We start from the raw sequence: 13,023 nt of genomic DNA, 5'->3' as shown, positions 1-13,023 counted from the left end.
CCCGCGCAGCGATAAACCACCCTCGGAGCGTCACACCACCCGCGCAGGTCGCGAAAGGCACCTCAAGTGAGAAGTCGAGGACGCAGAGTGACGATTTCCGATTCGGATTTCGACACTCTGCGTCCTCGACTCTGCACGGCCGCCGCCGGAACGCCGCCGCCGGAACACCGACGCCGCAGGAACACCGCCGCCGCGCGGTCTCACCGACCGGCGGCGACTCCGGGCGTCAGAACAGCTGCCGGACGTTCGTGCGCGCGAGGTCGATGAGTTCGTCGCCCTTGCCCGAGAGCACCGTGCGGATGGCGTAGAGCGCGAAGCCCTTCGCCTGCTCAGCGGTGATCGACGGCGGCATCGAGAGCTCCTGGCGCTCGGTCGTGACGTCGAGGACCGCAGCCCCGTCGTGGTTGAGGAACTCGGTGACGACCGATGGGAGGTCCTTCGACTTCTCGACGCGGAATCCCTTGATGCCGACCGCCTCGGCGATGGTGGCGAAGTTGGGGTTCTCCAGGTCGGTGCCGAAGGTGACGAACCCGGCCGCCTTCATCTCGAGTTCGACGAAGTTGAGCGAGGAGTTGTTGTAGACGACGACCTTGACGGGCAGGTCGTTCTGGGTGAGGGTGATGAGCTCGCCGAGGAGCATCGCCAGGCCGCCGTCGCCGGCCAGCGCGATGACCTGCCGCCCCGGGTAGGCGGCCTGCGCACCGACGCTCTGGGACAGGGCGTTGGCCATCGACCCGTGGCTGAAGGAGCCGATGAGGCGGCGTTTGCCGTTCATCGTCAGATACCGGGCCGCCCACACGACGGGTGAGCCGACGTCGGGGATGAACACCGCATCGTCGGTGGCCGCCTCGTCGATGAGCTTCGTCAGGTACTGCGGGTGGATGGTCCGCTTCGACGGCGTGGCGAGCTCGTCGAGATCCTTGCGGGTCTTCGCGTAGTGCTTCGTCGCCGTCTTGAGGAACGAGCTGCTGCGGCCGGTCCTGATCAGCGGCAGCAGGGCGTTGATGGTGTCGGCGACGGTGCCCGTGAGCGCGATGTCGACCTTCGTCCGCTTGCCGATCTGCGACCCGCGCACATCGACCTGGATGACGGTCGCCTCGTCGGGGTAGAACTGCTGGTAGGGCAGGTCAGTGCCGAGCATGAGCAGCGTGTCGCACGACTTCAGGGCATGGTAGCCGGAGGAGAAGCCGAGCAGACCGGTCATGCCAACGTCGTAGGGGTTGTCGTACTCGACGAACTCCTTGCCGCGCATCGTGTGGACGATCGGCGCTTGGAGGGCGTCGGCGATCGCGAGGAGCTCGGGGTGGGCGCCTTCGGTGCCGGCGCCGGCGAGGATCGTCACCTTCTTGCTCCGGTTGAGGGCGGCGGCTGCGTCCTCGATGAGCGGTTCGGCCGGGGTGACGTGCGAGGGGAAGAACTTGATCTCCTCGGCGGCGGCGTCGATGTCGGCGAGGCCGACGTCGCCGGGGATGACGAGCACGGCGACGCCGCGCTTCTCGATGGCCTCACGCATCGCGATGCGCAATAGGCGCGGCATCTGCGAGGGGTGGGCGACGTGTTCTGCGTAGACGCTGCACTCGCGGAAGATCTCCGTCGGGTGGGTCTCCTGGAAGTAGTTCGAACCGATCTCTTCGCTCGGGATGTGCGCGGCGATCGCGAGGACCGGGACGCGGGAGCGCTGAGCGTCGTAGAGACCATTGATGAGGTGGAGGTTGCCGGGACCGCAGCTGCCGGCGCAGACGGCGAGCTCTCCGGTCAGGGCGGCCTCGCCGCTGGCGGCGAACGCCGCGCCCTCCTCGTGGCGGACGTGGACCCATTCGAGTTCGGGATTGACGCGCAGAGCGTCGGTGAATCCGTTGAGCGAGTCACCGGGGATTCCGTAGACGCGCTTGACCCCACTCGCGACGAGTGTGTCGACGATGTTTCTGGCGACGGTGGGCATGGTGCTCCTTCCGTGGAAACACGAGCACCGAAGCTCTGGCATCTGCCCCGGTGCGAGGCGTGGACTGCTGGTGCCAGTCTAGACTGGGGCCGCAGCCGCGGAACTGTGAGTGTGGCGACAGGATCGGTTGTGCGTCACACGCGGTGAAGAGGCTTGTCGGCTGCGTGTGATCGTCGACCGCGTCGGTGGGTGATTGCCGCTCTGCGTGCCTCCGGCAACGTGTAAAGCGAGTTTCCATGTCAGTGGAACGTGTAAAAGTTTCGCGATTGTTTTACACGTTTCACGTACGTGGCCGCTGTCCGACACATCGATCCTGCCGCATCTCAAGCAGGACATCACTCGTTTCTGGGCAGGCACCGCGACACCCGTTCACGTCCGCGCCGACAGGGCGGTGGCGGCGGTGAGGAGTGCCGCCATGGCGATCGCCATGAGCGAATATCCGCCGAGGAGGTCGGCCAGAGCCGGGCCCGCGACCGGGGCGAGTGCCGTGCCCACGGTGATGGGGGCGACGAAGACGCCGTTGACGGCCCCGAAGTTCGCCGTACCCCACCGGTCGGAGACCGCCGTCGCCTGGAAGAGCGTCATGCAGCCGCGGATGCCGCCGGTGATCATCGCGATGCCGATGATGAGCCAGAGCGGTCCGGGCACGAGCGCGAGCAGCCACAGGCCCACTGCGCCGGCGGCGAAGAGGAGCACCGTGCGGGAACGTGCGCTCGTGTGCCGTTCGATGCTCGGGTACCCGAAGCGGCCGGCGACCTGACCGAAGCCGACGAGACCGAGCGCGATCGCCGCGAGACCGTAGGCGGCACCGCGTTCGATGAGGACGGGGATGATGTTGATCGTCACCGCGAAGAGGGCGAACGTCGCAAGTGCCACGGCCAGCTGCAGGATGATGAAGCGCGGGCTGCGGGTGACCGCGCGGATCTCGGCCCGGGAGGGGCGCTGGTACCGCGCGGCGGCGTCGTCGGTCCAGCGTGCGTTGAGGAAGATGAGCTGGACGGGCAGGGCGATGACGGCGAGGATGCCCGCGAGGACGAGGTAGGTCGGCCGCCACCCGACCGTGCCGATGAGCCACGCGATGATCGGCGCGAACACGGTCGAGGCGAGTCCGCCGACGAGCGTGAGCATCGTCAGCGGTCTGACGCGCTGAGCCCCGTACCAGCGGGTGACGACGGCGAAAGCCGGCGGGTAGAGCGTCGTCGCCTGAGCGAAGCCCGCGAGCGCCCACGCCACGTAGAACACCGGCAGATTCGGTGCCACCGCGACGAGCAGGAGGGCCGCGACGCCGATGCCCGTGCCGGTCGCCATGATCGTCCGCGGTCCGTGCGCGTCGAGGAGGCGTCCCACGCGCACCCCGGCGACCGCCGAGACGATGAGACCGATCGTCAGTGCACCCGTCACCGTCGTCTCACTCCACCCGGTGTCCGCCGAGATCGGGGTGACCGCAACGGGCAGCGAGTAGTAGAGGAGTCCCCAGCAGACGAGTTCGGCGATGCACAGCCCGACGAGGCCGCCCCGAGGTCTGTCCGTCACACCTCCCTCACGCTTCTCTGCCGCCGAAGGTCGCCGGGTCGACCGGCCGATCCCGGCGCGGCATCTTCGCGACGACGAGGCAGTACGACTCGAGGACGAGATCGTGGAGGAGGTCCTCATCGAGAGCCGCCCGCGCCGAGGTGGTCCCCGGGTCGGTCCCGGCTCCGCCGTCATCGCCACCGCCGTCGCCGGTGGTTCCGCCGCCGGCTCCCGTGTCGGTTCCGTCGGCACCGCAAACAGTGATCCAGTGCCGCTTGTTCATGTGATAACCGGGCGTGATCTCCGCGTAGGCGTCGCGCAGCACCTCACCGTCGAGCGGGTCGATCTTCAGGTTCATGCTCGGCACTCCGCGCAGCTCGTACTGCATCATGAACATTCTGCCGCGGACCTTGAACACCGCGTACTCGGGCCCGAAAGGGTGCTCGATGACGACGGACGGATACTGCACCGCCTGGTCGTGGGCGAGTCGAAGCACGGTCACCGAGTCCATGCGTGGATGCTAGCAAAGGGCGATGACACGGGTTCCGTCCTGTCCAACGAACGAAGACGCGAGAACACTGTGGCCTCCGCGAGGCGACCCGCACGGTCAGCGGCGCTGATGCTCGCGGATAGTGCGCCGTTCGTCCTTGTTGATGATGGCGAGGAAGACCACCGCAATGAGACACAGCGCAATGAGCAGAGCGAAGGTGACGTCCCAGCCGAAGTGGTGGACGACGAGGCCGACTCCGCTTGAGGCCATCGTGGCTCCGAGCACGTACCCGAACAGACCGGTGAACCCGGCAGCCGTCCCCGCCACCTGACGCGGAGACAGGTCAAGTGCCTGGAGTCCGATGAGCATGACCGGCCCGTAGATGAGTCCGCCGATGACTGTGACCGTCACCAGCGGAATCCACAGCGGAACACCAGCCGGCGCCAGCCAGTACACAGCGGTCGCCGCAGCCACGCCGATCATGAACACGATGCCGGTGACCGATCGGTTCCCGCGGAACACCCTGTCGGAGAGCCATCCGCACAGAAGCGTTCCGACGATTCCCGCAAGCTCGAATAGCGAGAACCCGGCAATGCCTCCGGTCAAGCTGGCATGCCGGACTTCGGACAGGTAGACGGGAGTCCAGGTGAGAATCCCGTAGCGCAGTGCATAGACGCAGACGTTCGCGAGGGCCAACAGCACCATCGTGCGGTTGCGCAGCACGTACTTCTCGATCGCCTTCCACGTGCTCAGCGACTCCTGTTCGACGTCGTCGGCGTCCACCTTGGCCGGGTCGTCACGGTACTCCTCGATCGGCGGGAGACCCTGCGACTCAGGAGTGTCGCGGATGAGCAGATAAGCGATGAAGGCGATGACGAGAGCGACGATCGCCGGCAGCCAGAAGACCGAGCGCCAGTCATCTCCGGTCAGCTGCAGTCCGAGCGCGGCAAGGACTCCGACGAAGAAGCCGCCCACGTTGTGCGCGACATTCCAGATCGATGTCTTGGTTCCCCGCTCACTGGTGGAGAACCAATGGACGAGGACACGGCCGCTGGGCGGCCACCCCATACCCTGCACCCAGCCGTTGACGAACATGACGGTCGCGAACATCGCGATCGATGACGACAACACCGGCACACCGGCGAGGAGCAGGTTCGCGACGGCCGAGAGCGCCAGCCCGATCGGCAGGAACAGACGGGCGTTCGAACGGTCGGAGACGATCCCGGAGAAGAACTTCGAGAAGCCGTACGCGATGAGGGCGACGTTCGCGATGATGCCCAAGCCGACGGCGTTCATGCGGCCCTCATCGATGAGCAGGCTGCCCACCAGCGGCACGTTGTTGCGGATGAGGTAGAAGCCCGCGTAGCCCACGAAGATCCCGACGAAGACCTGGCCTCGCAGCCGCGGATAGCGTCGTGTGATCGTCTCCTCCGGCAGCCGCGGTGCGGGACCCGGTGCCGCGAGCCAATTCCACCCGGACTTCCGCCGCTCCTGCACTGCCTTGACGTCGCTCATGCCGATTATCGTCACCTATCCGAAGTTCACCGATTGTTCCGTTGTGGTTCACTCTGCATTCATTGAACCTCGAGATACGCTACACGACGTTGAGACGTCGGAATCATTCAGGCAGGGGCCAAGAGAAGAGCGCCCACGGCAGGCGGCTCCCCGGGGCCGAATCAGTGCAGCGCGGAATCAGCGCAGCGCCGCGTCGACGGCGGCGAGCGCCGTGTCCCAGGGGATCCGCTCCTGCTCGAGTCGCACATCCCCTTCGGAGCGCAGTCGGTCGAGCGCCCGCCGCTCCGACCCGGTGAGGCCCGGCAGGCTCCCGCGATGCGGCGTCGGTTCCCGCACCCACAGATCGCGGTGGGCCAGCAGCGTGTCCTCGTCCATGAGCAGCGATTCCACCCCGGGCAGATGCGCCCGCAGGCGGTTGAGGATGGCGAATCCGTGCGAGTCGAGATCGCCCCAGTAGACGACCCTCGCCGAGGCGGCCCATCCCAACCGTGCCACGACCCCGACCGTGTAGCCGGATCCGTGGATCGCGACGGTGCCGGGACGATCGGGCAAGGCGAGCACCGATTCGAGATTCTCGACGATGAGCACGGTCCGCGGCTTGAGGTCCAGCCGGGCCAGCTGGTCGACCGGGGCGGCGAGGTCCCGCAGCGGACCGAGCGCCATCGCCGGGTCGAGGAGACGCAACCGCACATGCGCCTCGGCGTCGAGGATGTCGAGCCCACCCGAGACACCCGTCAGTGAGAGCAGAGCGCGGACAAGTCCCCGGTGCGTGCCGAACCATTTCGAGTCGACGCCGCGGATCGGCAGCTGTCGAGGCCGCATCGTGCCGAGCGGATTCTCCGCCAGCCAGCTGACGACATCGATGACCTGGGCGAACTCGTCGTCACCGAGTTCGAGAAGACGCCTGGCCAGCGATCTCACGACTGCCGTGAACTCACCCGGATCCCCCGCGCCGCCGTGCGCAGCGGCCGTGAACTCGCCCGCAGCCGAGACCTCAGTCGGATCCTCTGCGACCCCGTCCGGTCCCACGGTCGTCTCGGCACCCTCAGATTCGGGAACGCCGTCGCTGCCGGGAACAGCGGAGTGCCCGCTCGTCTGCGGCCACCGCTGTCGGATCGCGCGCACCCGCGCTGAGAGCCGCCGCCAGTCACGCTCCGCACCTCCGCCGACGAACACCGCAACATCGTCCGGCATCGGAAACCGCACCCGCACCGGCACGTCCTGCCTGCCCACGGACTTCCACGCACGGGACTGCCAGTCGAGGTCGAGAGGGTGTGCGGCCGCAGCGGCCCGCCACGACCGCACCCAGGCCTCAGCGCCGGCGAGGTCGCGCAAGACCTGATTCTCGGTCGGCGGTTTGAGCCCGAGCTCGAATGCCGGTGAGCCGTGCTCCGCCTCGGCGGGTCGTCCGCCATGGACAGCGTCGACCTCGGCGAGGACCGCCTGCTCCCCTGCCCACTGGCCCATCCGGGTGCGCAGGCGCTTCTCGGCGAGCCGGCGCGCCTCGGCGACATCGATCATGGCCTCACCCTACCGAGCACTGTCCGCAACGAATCGAGCCCGGCTCGCACCCCTATCGACTGCCGACCCCGTCGTCTCCGGTCGCGATGGCCTCCCCTGTCGCGAGAGCGTCTGCTGTCGCGACCGTCTCCGCAGCCTCATCAGTCTCAGCGCCTTTATCGGCCTCGGTGCTCACACCCGGTTCCACGGTTGCACCCGATTCGGCCGCCGCACCGGACTCGACGAGGACAGGGTTGCCCTCCCCCGCCTCGGCGCCGGAATCAGCACCCTCCCCGTCGGCATCGTCACCAGCATCCTTCCCAACAGCACCATCCCCGTCGGTCTCCCACACCATGTTCGCGACGACGGACTTCGCGCGGGTGGGGTTGTCAATCGCCGCGGCGGCGCCGACGTAGGGCTCGATCGTCTGGAGGAGCTTCTGCGGGGTCGCGAGCACCATGTGGAAGCCGAACTCGACGAAGATGTTGAGCGCCATCCGCGTGTACCGCGAATCCGCCTTGTCGAAGGCCTCGTCGAGGATGATCGTGCCGTACTTCGCGACCGGTTCGTCCGGATCGGCGAGCTGGTAGCGCAGTGCCGCCGCGAGACAGAAGACGACGAGCTTCTGCTGCTGCCCGCCCGACATCGCCGCCCCGGAATCGTACGTCGCCTGCGGGGTGCCGTCGCGGTCGAGCTCCTCGGCGAGGAACGTCACGTGCAGCCGCGTGTCGAGGCACTGTGTACGCCACACGCGGTCGATGTGCTCGCTCGAGGCGAACCGGCGCATGATGTCGGCGAGGAGCTCGTACTTCATCTCCGCCGTCTCGAGGTCCTCATCACCCCAGCTGCCCTCGGAGATCGTCGCGAGGTCCCGCATGAACGCCTTGACCGTCTCACTCCGCCGGGTCTTCACGCGCAGGTGGAGGAAGCGATCCGTGTCGAACTCCGACCGCTGCAGCGAGGAGTTGACCGGGTCGACGCGGTCCTGGATCTCCCGCGGCGCCCCGAGGATCTCCCCGCGCAGCTCACCGATGAGATCCCGCGAGCGCTTCCGCAGCAGGTCGAGGAACCGTCCTTCGTGCTCGGGCAGACCATGGGCCTGGATCTCGGCGAGCATGTCGAGGAAGCCCTGCCGGTCCTCGACGTCGGAGGTGAGGTTCGCCGAGGCGGACGGCCAGGCCGCTTGGAACTGCGCTGCCAGCCGGGTGACGTCCTGTCCGGCCCCGGTCGCCCGGTCCGCGGCGGCGTCCCGTTCGTCCTGCAGCTGGGTCATGACGGCCTGTCCGACGTCGCCGAGGATGTCGCGGGTGATCTTGCGCCTGACCGCCCGGAACCGCTCCTCGAGCGCCGTGCCCACGGCCGCTGAGACCTCCGGGTACTCGCCGGCGGCGATCGCCTCCCGCAGGGCGTCGGCCGCGGCGGCGAGGCCGTCGCGGGTGGCGCGGGCGGTGCGCAGCCGGAAGCTCACGTCGTCGGCGCGGGTGCGCGCATCGTCGAGGGCGGTCTCCGCCTCGTCGCGGGCGCGGTTGGCGGCCTGGAGGTCGCTGTCGCCGGCCATGAGCTCGTCGAGGCGCGCCTGGAGGGTGTCGATCTCCTTCTGCGCCCCGTCGGTGTCGATGTCGCGCCACGTCTGTCGGCGGACTCCGGCGAGGAGGCCCCGGCGTTCGTTCGCCTTCGCGACGTCGGCCTCGGCGGTCTCGACGATCGTGCGCACGGCCTGCAGGTCCGCCTCGGCGGCATTGAGTTCGTCGATGAGGGCCTCGAGCTTCGCGTCCCGGTCCCCGAGCACCCACTGCGAACGGTCGTCGATGCGGCGCCGGTCGTCCTTCTCGTACCGGGTGCGCGAAGTCTTGATCTGACCGTTGATCGTCACGGCCTTGACGTGGTCGTCCATCTTGGACAGATGGTCGACGCACGCGTAGTCGTAGCGCTCCGACAGTGCCCAGCTCACCCACTCACCGACCCCGGTCTCCGCCACTCGCACCCGGTTGACCAGGGAGATCGAGCTCTTCGCGGGGCGCGGGGAGGCAGCGGTCTGCGGCACCTCCTCGAACACGAGGCGGGTCGTGATCCGGTGCGAGTCGACCCAGGATCGGACCGTGCCGAGGTGGTCGGAGCGGACGAGGAGCGTGAGCGCGAGCGGGCGGAGCACGCGTTCGATCGCCCCCGTCCACGCGGCGTGCTCGGGTTTGACCTCGATGAGCTCGGCGCCGAAGGGCAGCGCGGATTCGGGCAGGCCGACCGCCTCGGCGAGCATCGTGCGCACCTCGAGGAGATGACCGGGCACGGTGGTGCCGCTGCGGCGCAGGGCGGTGATCGCGGCTTCGGCGGCGGCGACGCGGGCGCGGGCTTTCGAGAACCGGTCGTGGTCGGCGTGGCTCGGGCCCGCCGGGGCCTCTGATCCGTCGAGGATGCGGGCGATCTCGGCCTGGAGTTCGGCGAACTCGGCGGCGGTCGTCGGGGCGTCGTCGATGCCCGCCTCGCTCAACTGCGTGCGCAGGGACTCCCAGCGGTTCTTCGCGGTCCGGCGGGTCTCCTCCCCGGCGCGGATCTTCTCGTGGAGGAACGCGGTCTCCGACCCGCCGAGCTCGAGGGCGGCGCGCTCGGCCCGCTTGAGGTCGTCGGCGGCGGCGCGCAGGGTGCGGTCGGCGTCGTCGGCCTCGGCGTCGAGGGTGGCGATGCGCTCATCAAGGGTCGAGCGCTCGGCGTCGAGGAGGTCGAGCTCCCGACGCTTCTGGAACGGAATGACGCTCGCGGCGAGTTCGCGCACCTCGGCGACGGCGGCGTGCGCGGTGTCGTATCTGGTCGCCGCGTCGCGCAGGTCGAGGAGGTGATCGCGCTGGTGACGGAGCTGGACGACGTGTTCGTGGGCGTCCTTGAGGTCGCCGAACTCATCAACGGCGGTGTCGGCGAGGGCGAAGGTCGCCGGCGGTTCGAGCATGTGCTCGCGGAAGAGCTGATCGAGGCTGTCGAGGTGCTTGGCCGACTGCGTCTTGTGGAGGAGCTGGAGCGCGGATTCGTGTTCGATGTCGAAGAGCGAGCGCATCCGGGCGTAGAACCGGCCGTGGGCGCCGTTCGAGGTGATGACGGCGTCGGGGTGGGCGGCCTTGAGCGCCCGGGTCTGGATCCCGCCGAGCGCGTATTCCTGCAGGTCAGCCAGGTCGATGCCGGAGCGGTCGAGGAGGCAGAGGTCGGAGACGTCGGAGTTCTTCGTCCCGCTGCCCTTGACGAAGAACAGGCGGGCGAGCGTCACCGGCGGATCGATCTCGTTCTCGAAGCGCAGGACGATGCCGCTCCACGTCGCGTGCGGGCGCAGGTAGCGGCTGACGACGCGGTCCTCCTCGGCGTCGGTCATCCGCGTCCAGGCCCCGCGGACGTAGCTGATGATGCTCCGCTGCTCGGTCCGCGCGCCCGCGGTCTGGGCGGCGACGTTGAAGCGCAGCCATTTGTCGGGCGTGAGCACCGAGGCGATCGCGTCGAGCAGCGACGACTTCCCGGAACCGGAGGGTCCGGTGATGAGCTGGCCCTGCCGGGAGACGGGGATCGTGTGGATCTCCCCGTCGAAGGTGCCCCAGTTCGCGAGCTGGATGCGGCTGAGCCGCCACTGCCCCGACAGCGCGGCCGTGACCTCGGCGTCGGGTTCGGGGACGCCGTCGAAGACCGAGCCGCGGGCGTCCTCGGGCAGGATCGAGAGGAGGTCGGTCTCGTTCATTCCGCGTCCTCCTCGGTGGTGGTGTCGGGGTCTGAGGTGTCGGGGTCAGGGATGTCGGGGTCTGTGGTGTCGGGGTCTGGGGCAGGATCGACCGCCTCGGCGCTTCCCTCATCACCGTCGCCGGCTCCGCCGTCCTCGCCGGCGGCGATGCGCCGGTACGTGGCGGCGAGTTCGCGGACGCGGTCCTCGTCGATGAGGAAGCGGACCATCGGGGAGATCTCGAAGCGCTCGTCGCCGACCTTGTGGAGGACGCGCAGCCGGTTCGACATCCGCGCCCACGCGCCGTTGAGGTTGCGGAGGAACGTCGATTCGTCGCCGGTGCGGTAGATCATCAGGGAGTCGTAGACCTCGTCCTTGCCGACGATGACGCGCCGTTCCCCGGGGGCGGCGAGGAGGAGCTGGCGGAGGACGAGGAGCATCGCGGTGTCGATGAAGGTGAGCCGTTCGCTGCGGACCGCGCTGGGGACGTCGATCTCCTCGGTGACGACTTTCCGGGTGAACGCGAATTCGTCGACGGGGTCGATGACGAGGTCGAGGAAGAGTTCGTGGAGGCGCGAGCGCACACTCGTCTCATCGGCGATGAGCGCGGCCCACAGGCCGGGGTTCTGGGCACCGGAGACGTAGGGGCCTTTGAGGAGTTCGAGGAGGACGCGGCGGGTGCGTTCGTGGAGGGCACCGGTGTCACCCGACCACAGACCGGTCCCGGCGGGCCGATCGTCGAGCGGCTGCTCGTCGGGATCGGCGAACTCCGTGCGAGGGGAGGTCACGTCGTCCCGGGCGGTCGCGGTCGCCTCGGTGCCGGCCGGAATCTCCTCCCGGTGCAGATCGTCCTGGCTCAAACGGGGATCTCCTTCGTGAAGAGGCAGCGGTGGGTCGCCGCGCGGCGGGGCACACCGTCGGTGCCGGTCCAGGTGAGGACGTCGGCGGTGGTGGGGTCGACGGTGCCGTGGGTGGTCGCCAGCGAGACCAGCCCGACCACGCTCGCCAGGCCCTGGCTGGCGGGGAAGCGGTCGAGCACCTCGGCGACGGTGATGTCGGTGGCACCGGCCAGTGCGGTGTTGACGTTGTCGGTGAGTTCGGTGAAGTCGATCTCGGATTCGCGGGCGACGCGGATGAGCTCGCCGAGGTCGACGGTCGATTCGCCGGCGGCGCTCAGGGCGACGCCGGCGTCGAATTCGTCCGGGTCGTGCAGCGTGACCTCGCCGAGCGAGGAGATCGGCACGGTCGAGAGATCGAGGGCGACCCCGGAGTCCGCGTAGGGTTTGCGCTGCTGGGCGGCGGGCACCGCCTCGGCGAGAGCGTCTTGGAGGAGGGTGCGCATGACACGGTCGCGCTGGAATTCGTGGGAGTGGACGTAGCGGCGCAGGCCGCGGGCGAAGTCGGACAGCGCGCTGTGGACCTCGCGGCTGCCGTCCTTCATGTCGCGCATGAGTCCGCGCAGGGTGCGTCGGGTGGCCAGGGGCAGGGAGCGGGCGAAGTCGCGGTCGAGGATCGCCGAGACGTCGTCGTCGAAGGCCGAGGACTGTTCGGGGTCGCGGACGAGTCCGGAGAACGCGGTGAAGGTGCGGCCCTCGTCGGAGGATTCGATGAGGTCGACGCCGCGGAAGATATCGTCGAGGACGTGGGTCTGGGCGTCCTCGGAGCTGAGGATGCTCGTGCGCAGGTCGTGGTTGAGCTCTTCGAAGCGGGCACGGACGCGGGCGAAGTCGGCGGGCAGACCCTGGGCCTGGCCGAGGATGTCGCTGACCCTCTCACCTGCGCGTCTGCGGTCGAGCGTGGTCGACATCGCGTCGCCGCGGCGGACGCGGGCGATCTCGGCGTCGATGCGGTCGCGTTGGGCTTCGAGGGAGCGCAGGCGCCGTGAGGTGTCGGGGTCGGTGTCGATCGCGAGCTGGCGGACGGCCTGGGCAAGGGCGACGAGGCGGGATTCGGTGGCTGTGCGGGGCGGGGTGCGCAGCTGTTCGAGGATGCGGATCGCGTCGAAGCCGGCCGCGGAGAGTTCGTAGGTCTCGCCGCGGGCGCCGGTGGCAGGGCGGCGGATGATGATGTCGGCCCGGCGCCAATCGTCGCAGTAGGCCTTCGCCGTGCGGGTGCCGAGGTCGAAGTGGTCGCGCAGCTCTTCGAGGTCGGCGTCGATCGCCTCGTGGACGTCGTCGGTGGACAGGCGGCTGCCCGGACTGCCGAGGAGGCCGCCCAGGGTTGCGGCCATGATCGCGAGGTTGTCGGCCCGCAGCATGCGCAGGGTCGCGTTGTCGTCGATGAGGCGACGGAACGCGAGCGCGGAGGACAGAGCGGACATGGCCTCCATTGTCCCGCGCGGTGCCGGGGCGGGGAAATCGGGGCTCGTGCCTC

At 68.8% G+C, this 13,023-nt stretch carries 8 protein-coding genes; all 8 read right to left on the bottom strand.

The genetic code is table 11. The features are described 5' to 3' along the window. Positions 1–226: 226 nt before the first annotated feature. On the bottom strand, positions 227–1,942 hold the full coding sequence (gene poxB / locus FJ887_RS01435; RefSeq protein WP_137824486.1) for a ubiquinone-dependent pyruvate dehydrogenase: 1,716 nt from the start codon (positions 1,940–1,942) through the stop codon (positions 227–229). 369 nt (positions 1,943–2,311) lie between these two features. Continuing rightward, the gene (locus FJ887_RS01430) at positions 2,312–3,475 is read right to left on the bottom strand and encodes an MFS transporter (protein ID WP_137824485.1); all 1,164 of its coding nucleotides are present in this window, start codon (positions 3,473–3,475) and stop codon (positions 2,312–2,314) included. 7 nt (positions 3,476–3,482) lie between these two features. Continuing rightward, positions 3,483–3,965, bottom strand: a complete 483-nt coding sequence (locus FJ887_RS01425) for an MmcQ/YjbR family DNA-binding protein (RefSeq protein WP_137824484.1) — start codon at positions 3,963–3,965, stop codon at positions 3,483–3,485. Positions 3,966–4,061: 96 nt separating this feature from the next. Then, the gene (locus tag FJ887_RS01420; protein ID WP_137824483.1) at positions 4,062–5,459 is read right to left on the bottom strand and encodes an MFS transporter; all 1,398 of its coding nucleotides are present in this window, start codon (positions 5,457–5,459) and stop codon (positions 4,062–4,064) included. 177 nt (positions 5,460–5,636) lie between these two features. Further along, entirely contained in the window at positions 5,637–6,980 is a 1,344-nt protein-coding gene (locus tag FJ887_RS01415; protein ID WP_137824482.1) for a Wadjet anti-phage system protein JetD domain-containing protein, read from the bottom strand. Between the two features lie 52 nt (positions 6,981–7,032). Continuing rightward, positions 7,033–10,671 carry an ATP-binding protein gene (locus tag FJ887_RS01410; protein WP_137824481.1) on the bottom strand — a complete coding sequence of 1,213 codons (3,639 nt, stop codon included), beginning with the start codon at positions 10,669–10,671 and terminating at the stop codon, positions 7,033–7,035. Further along, positions 10,668–11,510, bottom strand: coding sequence for a DUF4194 domain-containing protein (locus FJ887_RS01405; protein ID WP_249356553.1), 843 nt, complete (start codon positions 11,508–11,510; stop codon positions 10,668–10,670). The genes FJ887_RS01410 and FJ887_RS01405 overlap by 4 nt, the downstream gene beginning before the upstream one ends. Further along, complete coding sequence (locus FJ887_RS01400; RefSeq protein ID WP_137824480.1) at positions 11,507–12,970, bottom strand: DUF3375 domain-containing protein; 1,464 nt, start codon at positions 12,968–12,970, stop codon at positions 11,507–11,509. Before FJ887_RS01400 ends, FJ887_RS01405 begins: the two co-directional genes overlap by 4 nt. Positions 12,971–13,023 lie beyond the last annotated feature (53 nt).

Source organism: Brevibacterium sp. XM4083 (genome assembly GCF_006489205.2).
In the GTDB taxonomy this organism is placed as follows: domain Bacteria; phylum Actinomycetota; class Actinomycetes; order Actinomycetales; family Brevibacteriaceae; genus Brevibacterium.
The sequence above is the reverse complement of the archived record's forward strand: the minus strand, read 5'-3'. Positions and strand labels throughout refer to the sequence as shown.